General features: G+C 69.2%; 14 protein-coding genes. 4 read left to right on the top strand and 10 right to left on the bottom strand.

What is annotated here, in order from left to right:
- Positions 1 to 41 precede the first annotated feature (41 nt).
- The 4 genes from def to rpe all read left to right on the top strand — a co-directional run bounded on the left by def (position 42) and on the right by rpe (position 4,196).
- Positions 42 to 665 carry a peptide deformylase gene (def, locus tag ABD658_RS01195; protein ID WP_344683418.1) on the top strand — a complete coding sequence of 208 codons (624 nt, stop codon included), beginning with the start codon at positions 42 to 44 and terminating at the stop codon, positions 663 to 665.
- Positions 666 to 679: 14 nt separating this feature from the next.
- A complete protein-coding gene (gene fmt / locus ABD658_RS01190; protein WP_344683420.1) occupies positions 680 to 1,798 on the top strand; it encodes a methionyl-tRNA formyltransferase in 1,119 nt (372 codons plus the stop codon).
- Entirely contained in the window at positions 1,795 to 3,447 is a 1,653-nt protein-coding gene (locus ABD658_RS01185) for an RsmB/NOP family class I SAM-dependent RNA methyltransferase (protein ID WP_344683422.1), read from the top strand. Before fmt ends, ABD658_RS01185 begins: the two co-directional genes overlap by 4 nt.
- A gap of 71 nt (positions 3,448 to 3,518) precedes the next feature.
- Positions 3,519 to 4,196: a ribulose-phosphate 3-epimerase gene (rpe, locus tag ABD658_RS01180; protein ID WP_311024429.1), complete on the top strand. Its 678-nt coding sequence runs from the start codon at positions 3,519 to 3,521 to the stop codon at positions 4,194 to 4,196.
- A gap of 112 nt (positions 4,197 to 4,308) precedes the next feature.
- Here rpe and nrdR read toward each other — a convergent pair whose 3' ends face one another.
- The 10 genes from nrdR to ftsZ all read right to left on the bottom strand — a co-directional run bounded on the left by nrdR (position 4,309) and on the right by ftsZ (position 15,358).
- Positions 4,309 to 4,812: a transcriptional regulator NrdR gene (nrdR, locus tag ABD658_RS01175; protein ID WP_070162374.1), complete on the bottom strand. Its 504-nt coding sequence runs from the start codon at positions 4,810 to 4,812 to the stop codon at positions 4,309 to 4,311.
- 114 nt (positions 4,813 to 4,926) lie between these two features.
- Positions 4,927 to 8,457, bottom strand: coding sequence for a DNA polymerase III subunit alpha (gene dnaE / locus ABD658_RS01170; RefSeq protein WP_344683425.1), 3,531 nt, complete (start codon positions 8,455 to 8,457; stop codon positions 4,927 to 4,929).
- A gap of 2 nt (positions 8,458 to 8,459) precedes the next feature.
- A complete protein-coding gene (locus ABD658_RS01165; protein ID WP_344683427.1) occupies positions 8,460 to 9,416 on the bottom strand; it encodes an RluA family pseudouridine synthase in 957 nt (318 codons plus the stop codon).
- On the bottom strand, positions 9,413 to 9,988 hold the full coding sequence (gene lspA / locus ABD658_RS01160) for a signal peptidase II (protein WP_083277781.1): 576 nt from the start codon (positions 9,986 to 9,988) through the stop codon (positions 9,413 to 9,415). Before lspA ends, ABD658_RS01165 begins: the two co-directional genes overlap by 4 nt.
- Positions 9,989 to 10,008: 20 nt before the next feature.
- Positions 10,009 to 11,079: a DivIVA domain-containing protein gene (locus ABD658_RS01155; RefSeq protein ID WP_344683430.1), complete on the bottom strand. Its 1,071-nt coding sequence runs from the start codon at positions 11,077 to 11,079 to the stop codon at positions 10,009 to 10,011.
- A gap of 178 nt (positions 11,080 to 11,257) precedes the next feature.
- Complete coding sequence (locus ABD658_RS01150) at positions 11,258 to 11,551, bottom strand: YggT family protein (RefSeq protein ID WP_070162384.1); 294 nt, start codon at positions 11,549 to 11,551, stop codon at positions 11,258 to 11,260.
- A gap of 87 nt (positions 11,552 to 11,638) precedes the next feature.
- Positions 11,639 to 12,343: a cell division protein SepF gene (locus ABD658_RS01145; RefSeq protein WP_344683432.1), complete on the bottom strand. Its 705-nt coding sequence runs from the start codon at positions 12,341 to 12,343 to the stop codon at positions 11,639 to 11,641.
- A gap of 105 nt (positions 12,344 to 12,448) precedes the next feature.
- Positions 12,449 to 13,264, bottom strand: coding sequence for a YggS family pyridoxal phosphate enzyme (locus ABD658_RS01140; protein WP_344743630.1), 816 nt, complete (start codon positions 13,262 to 13,264; stop codon positions 12,449 to 12,451).
- 41 nt (positions 13,265 to 13,305) lie between these two features.
- Entirely contained in the window at positions 13,306 to 14,058 is a 753-nt protein-coding gene (locus ABD658_RS01135) for a purine nucleoside phosphorylase YfiH/LACC1 family protein (protein WP_344683434.1), read from the bottom strand.
- Positions 14,059 to 14,086: 28 nt separating this feature from the next.
- Complete coding sequence (ftsZ, locus tag ABD658_RS01130; protein WP_344683436.1) at positions 14,087 to 15,358, bottom strand: cell division protein FtsZ; 1,272 nt, start codon at positions 15,356 to 15,358, stop codon at positions 14,087 to 14,089.
- Positions 15,359 to 15,712 lie beyond the last annotated feature (354 nt).

Below are 15,712 nucleotides of genomic sequence, written 5' to 3'. Positions count from 1 at the left end.
GCGTCGAGCGACCAGCACCGTGCGGCAGTAGGATCGAGGACATGGCAGTTCTTCCGCTCCGCACCCTCGGCGATCCCGTCCTGCGCACCCCGGCTCAGGAGGTCCCCGCGCTGGATGCACGCATCGTCCAGCTCGTCGAGGACATGTACCAGACGATGGACGCCGCCGGCGGCATCGGGCTGGCCGCCCCGCAGATCGGAGTCGGGCTGAGGATCTTCACCTTCGACGCCGCCGGCTCCCGCGGCGCCGTCATCAACCCGGAGCTCTCCCTGACCGGTCCGATCGGTCCCACCCCCCGCGAGCCGAGCCGACCGGCGGAGGGCGAGAACCTGCTGCGCGAAGGGTGCCTGTCGGTCGACGGCGTCTACTCCCCCGTCGACCGGTCGCAGACCGTCGTCCTCACCGGGACGACGCCCGAGGGCGCCGCAGTGCACGTCGAGGCCGCCGGACTCCTCGCGGCCTGCTTCCAGCACGAGGTCGACCATCTCGACGGCCGCCTGTTCATCGACAGGCTCACCGGAGAGGACCGCCGGCACGCCATGCGCGCACTGCGTGAGCCCTCCGCGGGCGGGACGGGGCCACAGCGCCGAGCCGCCGGGGCCGGGCCGGAGTCCCGCCCCGACGCAGGCTCCGGAAGCAGCTTCTTCGCCGGACCCCGCACCTGAGGCGAGAGGACATCATGACCCCCGCACCGAGACCACGGATCCTGTCCGAGGACGACCTCCACGAGGCCCATGGCGCCGTGGACCCCGCCGACCTGCGCGCCGGAGCCCGTCAGGGTCGCATCATCTTCGCCGGCACCCCACCCATCGCTGCCGACTGTCTGCGCTCCCTGCTGGACGACGGCGTCCAGGTGGCGGGCGTGCTGACCCGCCCCGACGCCCCCGTGGGACGCCGCCGCCGGCTGACCCCCTCCCCTGTCGCGCAGGCCGCCGAAGACGCCGACATCCCCGTGGTCAAGGCTGACCGAGTCGACGCGGCGACCCTGGAGGAGCTGACCGCCCTCGACGCCGAACTGGGGGTGGTCGTGGCCTACGGGGCCCTTCTGCCCGCCCCCGCGCTCGAGGCCCTCCCGCGCGGCTGGGTGAACCTGCATTACTCTGCGCTGCCGCGTCACCGCGGAGCCGCACCCGTACAGCATGCGATCCTCGCCGGGGACGCCACCGCTGCGGCCACGGTCTTCCAGCTGGAGACCGGCATGGACACCGGTCCGATCCATGCCATGTGCGAAGTCCCTCTCTCGCCCGAGCACAGCGCCGGCGTCGTCCTGCAGGACCTCACACGCCTCGGCGGCGCTCTGCTCGCCACGCTGCTGCCCGAACTCCTCACCGGAGCCTCCGTGCCGGTCCCGCAGGAGGGCGCCCCGAGCCATGCCCGCAAGCTCACCCGGGAGGACGCCTACGTGGATCCTCACCAGGAGGCTGAGGCCGTGGTCCGACGCATCAACGCGACGATCCCGGAGCCGGGGGCCTGGACCCTCCACGACGACCAGCGGCTCAAGCTGGGCACCGCGAGGGTGTACGAGGCGGAGCTGCCGGAGCCGCTGGCTCGGTCCCGCCCCGGCGAGGTCTCGCTCGCCCCGGCGGATCGCACGCCCCAGCACCCCGAGGTCGTGCTCCGCGCCGTCGACGGGGGCGTGGTGCTCAGCGCGGTCCAGCCTGCGGGCAAGCGGATGATCGCCGCCGCGGACTGGCTCCGCGGGCTGCGTGGCCGCGTGACGCTGGGGGCGGCCGCCCCCACCCCCGACGGCCCCACCACCAGCACACGCCCCACCGACACGTCCCGGGAGGACCGATGAGCGGACAGCGCCCACGCCGAGGCGGCACCCCCGGAGCCGACGGCGGTCGCCGCCGGGAAGACCACCGGGAGGACCGCCGGGACGCCACCGGCCGACAGCGGAACCGCGGAGGCCCCGACGGGTCCCGGCCGCGCAGCCGCAGCGCCCAGGCGCCGAGCGGGAGACGGAGGAAGGCCGACCCCGCCCGACTGGTGGCCTTCCGAGTCCTGCGGGCGGTGAGTCGCGACGACGCCTACGCGAACCTCACACTCCCCGGAGAGATCCGTCGCGCCCGGCTGGACCGTCGGGACGCAGGTTTCGCCACCGAACTCGCCTACGGCGCCCTGCGCGCCCAGGGGACCTACGACGCGATCATTGCGGCCTGCGTGGACCGGCCCTTGGACGCGCTCGACGCGCCGGTGCTCGATGCCCTGCGCCTCGGCGCCCACCAGCTCCTGGGGATGCGAGTGGACCCCCATGCCGCCGTCTCGGAGACCGTGGCCTTGGTGCGCGCCGAGATCGGGGCCGGACCGGGAGGCTTCGTCAACGCCGTGCTGCGGCGCCTGAGCGCCGAGGACCGTGAGACGTGGATGACGCGGCTTGCCGAGGAGAAGTCGCTGGAGCCGGGCTCCGACGAGGACCTCGGCCTCCGGCACGCGCACCCCTCCTGGGTGGTGCGGGCCATGAAGCAGGCGCTGCGACTCGACGGTCGCTCCGGCGAGCTGGAGGCCGCCCTCGCCGCTGACAATGCCGCCCCGGTGGTGCATCTGGTCGACCTCCCCGCCGCTGGGGAGCCGCGTCTCGCCGGCGCCTTGGCGGCAGGCGCGGAGCCCAGCGACCTGCTCGAGGGGGCGGCGGTGTTCCGCGGAGGGGACGTCGGACGCCTGCCCGGCGTCCGCGAGGGTGAGCTGCGCGTCCAGGACATCGGCTCGCAATGGATCGCCCGCGCCGTGGCGGGTTCCTTCACCCCTGAGACCGTGGACCCCGACGTCGCCGGTGAACACTGGTTGGACCTGTGCGCAGGCCCCGGCGGCAAGGCGGCCCTGCTGGCCGCGCTGGCCGCTGAGCAGGACGCCGCGCTGGTGGCCAACGAGCCCTCCGCGCATCGCGCCGAGCTGGTGCGCCAGGCCCTGGCTCCGATCCGGACCGACGCCTGGACGGTGCGCGAAGGCGACGGCCGCACCATCGGCGAGGATCCGGCCGTGGCTGATCTGGTCTCCACCCATGGCGGGTTCGACCGGATCCTGGTGGACGCCCCCTGCACCGGGCTGGGAGCCCTGCGGCGGCGCCCCGAGGCACGCTGGCGTCGCCGCCCCGCAGACCTCGCGGAGCTGACGGTGCTGCAGGAGGAGCTGCTCGACGCCGCCGCCGATGTGCTCGCGCCCGGCGGGCTGCTGGCCTACGTGACCTGTTCACCGCATGTGGCCGAGACAGTGGTGCAGGTCGAGGATCTGCTGCGGCGTCGCCCGGACCTGCGGCTGCTGGACGCCCATGACGCCATGACGGCCGTCAGCTCTCCGCAGGGGGCCGAGCTCCTCCGCTCCGGGCCCCCGCGCGAAGCAGGCGGCGAGACCAGCACGAACAGCCGAACGGTGCAGCTGTGGCCCCATGTCCACGGCACCGATGCGATGTTCTTCGCCCTCCTGCTCCGCCCCACCCAGTCCGACTGACGCATAGGATCAGACCCGTGAACACTCCTGCCGACCCTGCTGCCAGCCCTGCTGCCGACCCTGCTTCCGACCTGGCGGCCGACGCCCAGCACCGACGCTCCCCCTGCATCCACCCGAGCATCCTCAACGCGGACTTCGCGAACCTCGCACGGGAGATCTCCCGGATCAGCACTGCAGACGCCGTGCATGTGGACGTCATGGACAACCACTTCGTCCCGAACCTCACCCTCGGGCTGCCGGTGGTGGAGTCGATCCGGAAGACCACCGACCTGCCCCTGGACATCCACCTGATGATCGAGGACCCCGACATCTGGGCTCCGCAGTACGCGGAGCTGGGCTGCGAGTCGGTGACCTTCCACGCGGAGGCGGCGAAGGCCCCGGTCCGCCTGGCCCGGGAGCTGCACGCCCAGCAGGCCCAGGCGGCGATGGCGCTCAAGCCGGCCACCGGGATCGAACCCTACCTGGACATGCTCGGCGAGCTGGACATGCTGTTGATGATGACGGTGGAACCCGGCTTCGGGGGCCAGGCGTTCCTGGATCTGGTGCTGCCCAAGATCCGACGGGCCCGCCGTGCGGTCGACGACCTCGGCGGGGAGATCGCCATCCAGGTCGACGGCGGCATCAACGCCGAGACCATCCTGCGTGCCGCGGACGCGGGCGCCGACACCTTCGTGGCCGGCTCGGCGGTCTATTCCGCTGAGGATCCCGACGCCGCGATCGCCGACCTGCGGGCGCTGCTGGCCCGTTGAGAGGGGCCAACACACAGTCGGGCCTCACGGCCCGGAACAGGCCCGGAGATGACAGAACCGGCGGTGCTCTCAACCTTCCCCTGAAGAGAGCACCGCCGGTACATCTGGAAGTCTAGCGGAAACCGAAGCGCGGCTGCACCACCGTGGTGTGGTCGCCTCCTACCGGGTGCAGCTCCTCGCGGCGCAGCTCCCCGATGGCCTCCTCGAAGTCATCGAGGTTGTCGAAGCCCCGGTAGACGGAGGCGAAACGCAGATAGGCGACCACGTCGAGCTTGCGCAGCGGTCCCAGAATCGCCAGGCCGACGTCGTTGGCGTCCACCTCGGCATTGCCCGAGGCGCGGACCGCCTCCTCCACCTCCTGGGCGAGGACGGCCAGGTCATCGCTGGAGACCGGGCGGCCCTGGCATGCCTTGCGCACACCATTGATGACCTTCGAGCGGTCGAACGGCTCAGCGGCGCCAGAGCGCTTGATCACGTTGAGGGAGGTCGTCTCCATGGTGGTGAACCGCTTGGAGCACTGGGGACACTGCCGCCGACGGCGGATGCCGGAGCCGTCCTCGAGCATGCGCGAGTCCACGACTCGCGAGGAGTCATGCCGACAGTACGGACAGAACATCTCGGCACCCTCCTCTCGTCCTCATCGTGGGGCACCGGACCACGACCTGTGATGCCATGATTGTATCCACAACATGTAGAGCGGACAAAATCATTCACCACAAGATGTAGTGCCTCAGCCGTTCAGGCAGCTCGGTCCCAGCAGGACTTTCAGGTCCCCGTACAGCGACGGCGACGGCGTCACCTGGTACTGCGGACCCAGACGCATGACCTCCACCTTGTCGCCTGAGAGCAGCTGGACATGCACCTCGTTGCCGCCGCGATGCCGCTGCAGCACCTCGCCGAGCTGGGTGACGACCTTCTCGTTGGCTCGCTGGCTGGGCACGGTGAGCACCACCGGTCCGCTGTTGGCCTCGCCGTCGAGCTCCGGGACGATCATCTCCTGGGCGGAGATCGACACCGAGCCGTCGTCGCGCCGCTGCAGCCGACCCTTGATGGCGACCACCAGGTCCTCGGCGAGCACCGTCGAGATCGGCTGATACGCCTTGCCGAAGAACATGACCTCGATCGACCCGGCCAGGTCCTCCACCTCGACCTTCGCATAGGGGTTCCCCGACGACTTCGCGATGCGTCGCTGCAACGTGGTGATCATGCCCGCGATCGTCACCGTCGCCCCGTCCGGGGGACCCTCCTCGCTCAGCAGCGAGGAGATCGAGCGGTCCGCATGCTGGGCCAGGACCCGCTCCAGGCCCTGCAGCGGGTGGTCGGAGACATAGAGTCCCAGCATCTCCCGTTCGAAGGCCAGCTTGTCCTTCTTGTCCCACTCGGGCAGGTCGGGCACCGTGACCTTCACCGAGTCGCCCAGGTCCACATCGGCGTCGGCGAAGAGGTCGAACTGGTTCTCGGCCTCCTTCTTCTTCTGCCCGATGGACTGGTCGATGGCCTGCTCATGCACCGAGACCAGAGCCCGCCTCGTGTCCCCGAGCTCGTCGAACGCTCCAGCCTTGATCATGGACTCCACCGTGCGTTTGTTGCACACGTGCAGCGGAACCTTCTGCAGGAAGTCTGCGAACGATTCGTAGGCGCCCTTCTCCTGGCGGGCGTCCACCAGACCGGCGACGACGTTGGCGCCCACATTGCGGACCGCACCCATGCCGAAGCGGATCATGTCATCCCCGACCGGGGTGAACGTCAGCGCCGACTCGTTCACGCTGGGCGGCGTCACCGTGATGCCCATGCGGCGGCACTCGGCCAGGTACAGGGCCAGCTTGTCCCGGTTCTCCCCCACCGAGGTGAGCAGGGCCGCCAGATACTCTGCCGGATAGTTGGCCTTCAGATAGGCGGTCCAGTACGCGACCAGCCCATAGGCGGCGGTGTGCGCCTTGTTGAACGCATAGTCGGAGAAGGGCAGCAGGATGTCCCACAGGGCCTGGGCCGCCGCCTCCGAATAGCCGCTCTCCTTCATCCCTTCGAAGAAGCCGACCTGCTGCTTGTCCAGCTCGGCCTTCTTCTTCTTGCCCATCACGCGACGCAGGATGTCGGCCTGTCCCAGCGAATAGCCCGCCACCCGCTGGGCGATGGCCATGACCTGCTCCTGGTAGATGATCAGGCCGTAGGTGGTGTCGAGGATGTCCTCCAGCGGCTCCTCGAGCTCCGCATGGATCGGGCTGACCTCCTGCTGGCCGTTCTTGCGCAGCGCGTAGTTCGTATGCGAGTTCGCGCCCATGGGCCCCGGACGATACAGCGCCAGCGCCGCGGAGATGTCCTCAAAGTTGTCCGGCCGCATCAGCCGCAGCAGGGAGCGCATGCCTCCGCCGTCGAGCTGGAACACGCCCAGCGTGTCCCCCCGGGCCAGCAGGTCATAGGCCGGCCGGTCGTCCAGGTCGAGGGTCTCCAGGTCGACGTCCACGCCCTTGTTGTTCCTGATGTTCTCCAGGGCGTCAGAGATGATCGTCAGGTTCCGCAGACCCAGGAAGTCCATCTTGATCAGACCCAGCGACTCGCAGATCGGATAGTCGAACTGGGTGATGATCGCGCCGTCCTGCTCACGCTTCATCAGCGGGATGATGTCGATCAGCGGATCCGAGGACATGATCACCCCGGCCGCGTGGACGCCCCACTGGCGCTTCAGACCCTCCAGGCCCGACGCGAGGTCGAAGATCTCCTTCATCCGCGGATCGGAATCCAGGAACTCCCGCATCTCCACAGCCTCGGAGTAGCGGGGCGAGTTCTCGTCATAGATCTGCGACAGCGGCATGGGCTTGCCCATGGCGTCCGGCGGCATCTTCTTCGTGAGCTGGTCGCCGGTGGAGAACGGCTCACCCATCACGCGGGCCGAGTCCTTCAGCGCCTGCTTGGACTTGATGGTGCCGTAGGTGACGATCATAGCGACGCGCTCGTCGCCGTACTTGCGCACCACGTAGTCGATGACTTCGCCTCGACGACGGTCGTCGAAGTCGACGTCGAAGTCAGGCATGGACACACGGTCCGGGTTGAGGAAGCGCTCGAAGATCAGTCCGTGCTGCAGCGGGTCCAGGTCGGTGATGCGCATCGCGTAGGCGACCATCGATCCCGCGCCGGAGCCGCGGCCCGGCCCCACGCGGATGCCGTTGTCCTTGGCCCACTTGATGAAGTCGGCGACCACCAGGAAGTAGCCCGGGAAGCCCATCTGGGTGATGACGCCGATCTCATACTCGGCCTGCTTCCTGACGTCGTCGGGCACCCCGGAGGGGTACCGGTAGGCCAGCCCCCGCTCGACCTCTTGGATGAACCAGGACTCCTCGGTCTCACCCTCCGGGACGGGGAAGCGGGGCATGTAGGAGGCCGACTCGTTGAACTCCACCTGGCAACGCTCCGCGATCGCCAACGTGTTGTCGCAGGCCTCCGGGAAGTCGCGGAAGAGATGCCGCATCTCCGCCGCCGATTTCAGGTAGAACTCCTCGGAGTCGAACTTGAACCGGTTCGGATCGTCCAGGGTCGAGTTCGACTGCACGCACAGCAGCGCGCCGTGGGCCTTGTGGTCATGCTGGTGGGTGTAGTGGAGGTCGTTGGTGGCCACCAGCGGGAGGTTCATCTCCTTGGCCAGCTTGAGCAGATCCGCCTTGACCCTTCGCTCGATCTCGAGCCCGTGGTCCATCAGCTCGCAGTAGAAGTTCTCCTTGCCGAAGATGTCCTGGAAGTCACCGGCGGCCCGCTTGGCCTCCTCGTACTGCCCCAGGTGCAGACGGGTCTGGATCTCCCCGGACGGACAGCCGGTGGTGGCGATGATGCCCTTGCCGTAGGTCTCGAGGATCTCCCGGTCCATGCGCGGCTTGAAGTAGTAGCCCTCGATGGAGGCCAGGGAGCCCATCCGGAAGAGGTTGTGCATTCCCCGGGTGTCCTCGGCCCACATGGTCATGTGGGTATAGGCACCGCCGCCGGAGACGTCCTTCTCCCCTGCCACACCGTCGCCCCACTTCACCCGACGACGCTCGGACCGGTGCGTACCCGGCGTCAGATACGCCTCCAGACCGATGATGGGTTTGACATCGTACTGCTGCGCGGTCTTCCAGAACTCATAGGCCCCGAAGAGGAACCCATGGTCCGTGGTGGCCACCGCCGGCATGCCCAGACGCTGGGTCTCCTCGAAGAGCTCTCCGATCTTCGCGGCGCCGTCGAGCATCGAGTACTCGGTGTGGTTGTGCAGATGGACGAAATCTCCGGACATCGTCAGACCTCCTCGATGATGCGCAGGGCCTCCACGAGGTCCTGCGGATACTCGGAGCGGAAGCTCACCCAGTCGCCCGACGCGGGATGGGTGAAGCCGAGCTCATAGGCGTGCAGCCACTGACGGGTCAGCCCCAGTCGGGCCGCCAGGGTCGGATCCGCGCCATAGGTCAGGTCACCCGCGCAGGGGTGCCCCAGGGCGGAGAAGTGCACACGGATCTGATGCGTCCTCCCCGTCTCCAGTGAGACCTCCACCAGGCTGGCCCGGCCATAGGCCTCGAGCAGCCGGTAGTGCGTGCGGGAGTCTCGCCCGTCCTCGATGACGGCGAAGCGCCACTCGTGCCCGGGATGCCGACCGATGGGCGCGTCGATGGTGCCGTCGACCGGGTCGGGCAGCCCCTGCACGAGGGCGTGATAGGTCTTGCTGGGGGTCCGGGTGCGGAAGGCCTCCTTGAGCATGCTGTAGGCCCGTTCGGTCTTCGCCACGACCATGATCCCGGAGGTCCCGACGTCGAGCCGGTGCACGATGCCCCGGCGCTCCTGGGCGCCTGAGGTGGAGATCTCGACCCCCAGGGCGAGCAGGCCGCCGATCACGGTGGGTCCGGTCCAGCCGGGCGACGGGTGAGCAGCCACGCCCACGGGCTTGTCGACGACGACGATGTCATCGTCCTGGTGCAGCACGTGAAGATCCTCCACGACGTCCTCCACCACCTCCAGGGGGTCGTTCCGCACGGGCACCGTCACCTGGAGCGACGTGCCCGCCGGGAGCTTCTCGGACTTCTTCACCGGACGGCCCATGCGCCGCCCGTCCGCGTGGACCGCCGCCCCGGACGCGAGCCAGCCGGCCGCCTCCGTGCGGGAGATGCCGAAACGTTCGGCGAGCACGGCGTCCGCACGGGATCCGTCACGGTCCGAAGAGACCTCGACGAGCACCGTCGACGCCTCCTCGAGGCCGGTCATCGGGGATCCTCCTCCGGCTCGCCGCCGTCGGCCTGCTCCTCAGCGTCGCGGGCCTTCCCCTCGCGCGTCCCGTCGATGTCGAGGCCGAAGACCAGCATCGCGCAGATGCCGATCATGGAGCAGACGATGAACGAATCCGCGACGTTGAAGATCGCGAAGTTCGGCACCGCGATGAAGTCGACGACCTCACCGTGTCCGAAGCCGGGCGGCCGGAAGAGTCGGTCCGTGAGGTTCCCCGCCACTCCTCCGGCGAGGCCTCCCAGGCCGAGCGCCCACAGCCACGATCCCCCAAGCCTGCGGGAGTGCCAGAGGACGAACAGCAGCACGCCGGACATCACCAGGGTGAAGAACCAGGTGTGGTCGGTGCCCAGGGAGAAGGCGGCGCCGGGATTGAGATGGTACCGCCAGTAGAGCACCGGCGGAAGCACGTCGATCTGCTCGCCCAGTGTCATGGTCGACTCGACCCACCATTTGGTGAGCTGATCGGTGGACCAGGCCAGGACGGCCACGGCGGCGGCCGTCAGGACCGCCGCCCGGCGGGACGGGCCTTCTGCCGAGGAGGGCGTCGACACAGGAGGGAGCTGACCGGTGCTCACAGCTCGGCGCCGGTGGCTTCCTTCTCGATGGAGCCGCGGCTGTTGAGATCCGCGAGCTGGCCCTCGATGTAGTCCTTCAGACGTGCTCGGTAGTCGCGCTCGAAGCTGGTGAGCTCGCTGACCTTGGTCTCCAGGTCGGCCTTCTTGCGCTCCAGAACAGCCAGGGTCCGGGATGAGGTGAGCTCCGCCTCTTCGATCATGTTCTCCGCGCGGGTCTCCGCCTCGGTCACGATCTCCGCACGCTTGCGCTCAGCCTCGGCGATGTACTCGGCCCGGGTCTTCTCACCCTCGGCGATGTACTGGTCCCGGGTGGTCTCACCCTCGGCGATGTACGCCGCCCGCGTCTGCTCACCCTCAGTGATGTACTGCTCGCGGGTGGTCTCTCCCTCGGAGATGTACGCCGCCCGGGTCTCCTCGCCCTCAGAGATGTACGCCGCGCGAGTCTGTTCGCCCTCGGCGATGTAGGCCGCCCGGGTCTGCTCACCCTCCGCGATGTAGGCCGCGCGGGTCTGCTCACCCTCAGCGACGTACTGATCGTGCAGCTTCTGAGCCATCGCGAGCACGCCGGTGGCGGTGGAGGCCACACCGTCGGCGTCAGCGCCGGACTCGTCGACGGTCTGCACCTCAGGCGCCGGCTGGGCCGGCCGGGTGCCCAGCGGGTACTCCGGGTACGCCGTGACGGCGCTGTCCTGGGCGGACGGAGCCTCAGGCTGCTCCTCCGACTCCGGCGCGTCGGTCTCCTCGGATGCCTCCGGCTCGACCTCCGCCTCCGCCTCAGAGTCCTCGGTGATCGGTGCGAACGTCCCGGTGACCTCGGCGGCGGTGCCGGCGTAGCCGGACAGGCCGGCGTCCTTGAGCTCGTCGGGCTCGAGGTTCGCGGGGTGCTCCTCGAGCTGCTCCTCGAGGGCCGCGACCTGGGCCTTGAGATCCTCGTTCTCCTGGATCAGGCGACGGAACTCGACGACCACGTCATCGAGGAAGTCGTCGACAGCGTCCTTTTCGTAGCCGGGACGGAACTTGGTCTCCGGGAACTCCTTGTTCAGGAGGTCGTCGGGAGTCAGGGCCATGCAGTGTCACCTCGTCGAGAAGCGGTTCAGCGTGAAGGCGCGGTGCCCATCGTCGGCCCGCAGACCTACAGCGTCCTGGGGATGTCGAGCGGTCACCGGACAGAATACCCGGTCCGCGGCCTGGGGTTCGACCTCAACCTTCAAGCGAGGCTTGGAGCTGGACCGCAGAAGGACCTGATCAGGCCATGCCGATGCCGCGCACCACCATCTTGGCGATGACGACCCCCAGGAAGACGATGATGAATCCCATGTCCAGGGCGATTCCGCCGAGATTCAGCGGCGGGATGCGCTTCTGGAGCCAGCGGATCGGCGGGTCGGTGACCGCATAGACCGCCATGGCCACTGCCAGTGCCAGGCCCTTGGGGCGCCACTGGCGCGCATACTGCTGGGTGATGTCGAAGATGATCCGAATCACCAGGGCCAGCTGGTAGACGGTCAGCAGCAGATAGATCGGAGCGGCGATGAGGTCCACGGTTCGGCGTCGTTCCTCTGATCAGTGTTGGTGTCATGTCAGGGCTCGGGCAGATGCCCCGCAGGACCTCGTGTCAGCCCCGGAGGCTCAGCTCTGGTTGAAGAACTGCGCGGACGACGGCGAATCGCCGGCCGCGCGCTCCTCGGCGAGGACCTCCACGTTCTTGGGGGTCAGCAGAAAGACCTTGTTCGTCACACGCTCGATCGACCCGCCCAGGCCGAAGACGAGGCCTGCAGAGAAGTCGACCAGTCGCTTGGCCTCCGCCTCCCCCATATCGGTGACGTTCATGATCACCGGGATGCTGTCGCGGAAGGACTCACCGATGACCTTAGCATCGTTGTAGGAGCGCGGGTGGACGGTGGTGATTCGACGCATGGCGGAACTCTCATCCCGGGAGGAGGGGGCACGCTTGATGGGGGTCACCGGAGCACGGTACTCGGGATCCACCGCGAGGCTGGAGCTGTTGTAGGCGGAGGAGTCCCCCTGATCGGCGGCTCCCCACGCCTCGACGTTCCGTGCGCTGCTCGCCGCACCTGCACCGTGTGCCGCCGCATCGATCGAGACGACCTCGGACCCGCGCGAGGTGCTCGAGGCCGGGACGGCCGCCACAGGCCCGGTGCGGAGCGATGAGGCACTGGGCTCGGGAGCCCGCGACGCGGCGGATCCCTGGCGCGGAGCGGGGGCCTCAGCACGCGCCGCGGGACGCTCCTCGGCGCGTGCGCGCTCGTCTTCGTACTCGTCTCCGTCGGCCAGGCCGAGGTAGATCATGGTCTTCTTGAATGCACCGGCCATGAGGTCACTCCTGGGAAGGTCGGGACCTCCGTCGCCCCGCTGGATTCGAGCAGGAATCGCACGCAGGGCGGGAGGTCCTGGGGTTGTCACTGCGCGTCTCCGACACTATCGCGGCGCCGGGCGGTTCCCGAGGACATCCCGTCCGATGCGCAGGTGTGTCGCGCCGTGCGCCACGGCCTCCTCCAGGTCATTGCTCATCCCCGCTGAGACCATGACTGCCTCCGGATGCACCGTGCGCAGCTCCGCGGACAGTTCGGCGAGTCTGGCGAACGCCGGGCCGGGCGGCTCGTCCAGCGGCGCCACGGCCATGAGCCCCGCCAGCCGCAGGCCCTCCGCCGCCTGCACCGAATCGGCGAGCTGCGCGATCTGCTCCGGCCGTGCTCCGCCTCGAGCGTCCGAGGGGATCTCGGTGCGCAGATCCACCTGGATGAGACAGTCGACCTCACGGGCCCGCCCTGCTGCGGGCGCCCCCGCCTCCTGAGACTCGGCACTGCCGGCCGCGGCACGTCGCAGCGCCTTGAGCAGCGAGGAGCGATCCACAGAGTGGACGCTGGAGGCGTAGCGCAGGACCGATCGGGCCTTGTTGGACTGCAGCTGCCCGATGAAGTGCCAGCGCGGTGGGGCGAGCGGCAGGTCTGGATGGGCCGCGGTGTGGGCGGCGATGAGCCGATCCACCGCGTCCGCCTTGGCCGAGGCCTCCTGGTCCCGGTTCTCCCCCACATCCGTGACGCCCAGATGCAGCAGCCGCAGGACATCCTCGGCGGGGAAGAACTTGGTGACCACGATCAGCTCCGGGCGTTCACGCCGGCCGACCAGCGCCACGGCCCGATCGATGCGCGCCCGGACGGCGTCGAGCCGTTCCCGGAGCTCCTCGGTGCGGTCGTCCTCCAGCTCGGGCGATGAGGTGCTGTGCAGTTCCACCCCTCCACTCTAGGTCAGGGACGGTGCGGATGCCCGGTGGCTCAGCGTGCGCGCCAGACGAGGCCCGCGAACCGACCCTCGCCCGGTGCACGCCGATGGGAGAACAGCGTGTCGTCCTCGATGGTGCAGCCGGCCAGCTGGCGGACCTCCACGCCGCGGCCGCGCAGCACTTCCTCCGCCTCGGAGCGAAGATCCAGAGCAGGTGTCCCCCAGGTCGTCTCGGAGGCGATCGCGGGCCTGCGCACGGCCAGCTCGTCCCGCATGGCGGCAGGCACCTCGTAGCAGGAGCCGCAGGCTCCCGGACCGATCCAGGCCTGGATCCGTTCGGCGCCATACTCGTGCAGCGCCGCCACCGTGTTCTCCAGCACTCCGTCCAGGAGCCCGGCACGGCCCGCATGCGCCGCGGCCGTCACCAGGGCCTCGCCGCCAGGGGCCCTGGACGTCCCGCCCGACGCCGTGCGGCCGACCATCAGCACCGGCAGGCAGTCGGCGACCATGATGGCCAGGGGCTCGGCGCCGGCCCGGGAGAACCAGGCGTCGCCGGTCGGTGCGGCGCCCGGAGAGGCAGGATGTGCCGCGGCGTCGAGCACCGTGGCCGAGTGCACCTGATCCAGGAACCGGAGGGTCCCCGGCTCCACACCCATGCGCTGCTGCAGCGCGCGACGGCGGACCTCGATCTGTTCGACGTCCTCATCGCCCACGTGTCGGGCCAGATTGCCGGCCCTGACAGACGTGAAGGCGACGTGGACGTCGCCTCCGGCGGCTGTGTCATGCCACCAGTACAGCGAGTCCACGCCGCCAGCCTCCGTCATCGACGGGTCGTCACTTCAGGAAGTCGGGCACGTCCAGGTCATCGCTGCGGCTGCCGGTGTAGTCCGACTCCACGATGTCCGGGATGTCCTGCTCCTCCTGGCCCTGATGCGCCTGGCGCTGGACCGGCGCGGTGTCGTGCTCGCCGCCGTGGTGCTGCGGAGCGGCGTGGGAGGGCTGCTGGACGGGCACGGTCCCGGGCACGGAGTTTCCGGAGACGGGGACCGTCCCCGGAACGGTCGCCGGGGCGGGACGCTGCGCGGGTGCCGGGGACGCGGCCCGCGGCGCCTGCGGAGCGGACGCCTGCGGCGCCGCCTGAGCAGGAGCCGAGGTGGCGTCGACCTGGTCGAAGCCTGCGGCGATCACCGTGACGCGAGCCTCGTCGCCGAGCGCATCGTCGATGACCGCGCCGAAGATGATGTTCGCCTCGGGATGGGCGACCTCCTGCACGAGACGGGCGGCCTCGTTGATCTCGAACAGACCCAGGTCGCTGCCGCCCTGGATGGACAGGAGCACGCCGTGGGCGCCGTCGATGGAGGCCTCGAGCAGCGGCGAGGCAATCGCCAGCTCAGCGGCCTTGACCGCACGGTCCTCGCCGTTGGCCGAGCCGATGCCCATCAGTGCCGATCCGGCGCCCTGCATCACGGACTTGACGTCGGCGAAGTCGAGGTTGATCAGACCCGGGGTGGTGATCAGGTCGGTGATGCCCTGGACACCGGAGAGCAGCACCTGGTCCGCCGAGCGGAAGGCGTCGAGGACCGAGACGTTCTTGTCGGAGATCGAGAGGAGACGATCGTTGGGGATGACGATGAGGGTGTCGACCTCGTCGCGCAGCGCCTCGATGCCGGTCTCGGCCGAGGACGCCCGGCGGCGGCCTTCGAACGTGAACGGACGGGTCACCACACCGATGGTCAGCGCACCCAGGGAGCGCGCGATGCGCGCGACGACGGGCGCACCGCCGGTGCCGGTCCCACCGCCCTCGCCGGCGGTCACGAAGACCATGTCAGCACCCGTGAGCACCTCTTCGATCTCCTGGGCGTGGTCCTCGGCGGCCTGTCGGCCGACCTCCGGGTTGGCGCCGGCGCCGAGACCTCGCGTCAGCTCGCGGCCGACGTCGAGCTTCACATCGGCGTCGCTCATCAGCAGTGCCTGGGCGTCGGTGTTGATGGCGATGAACTCGACGCCCCGCAGGCCCACCTCGATCATCCGGTTGACGGCGTTGACTCCGCCTCCACCGATGCCGACGACCTTGATCACGGCCAGGTAGTTGTTCGGTGTTGCCACGTTGTGTGTCCCTTGCTCGTCTCTCACGTCATGGGCACGGAGACCCCCGTCGCCCGCTGAGTCGCTGCGCGACTCCTCACTGTCCATCCACCGAAACCGCCTGGGCTGTTCCGGCTGACCCGTCGGACTTCCCGGCCGGACCGGTATGGTTCGCGGTCACACCGGGCCGGTGCTCGGGAAGCCCTGACGTCGCTGCGCTCGTCGAGCAGACGGGAGCCTCCGTGCTCATGACATTCTTCTGCTGGTCCACAACCCTCGGCAACGTTCAAGTTGCACTTGAACCTTAGGTCTCCCGCGAACGTTCGACCTGGCTCGAAGGTTGTTCTGCCCGCCACTCTACCGGCGCCGCCTGGA

This window comes from Nesterenkonia aethiopica (assembly GCF_039534665.1).
Taxonomy (GTDB): domain Bacteria; phylum Actinomycetota; class Actinomycetes; order Actinomycetales; family Micrococcaceae; genus Nesterenkonia; species Nesterenkonia aethiopica.
The sequence above is the reverse complement of the archived record's forward strand: the minus strand, read 5'-3'. Positions and strand labels throughout refer to the sequence as shown.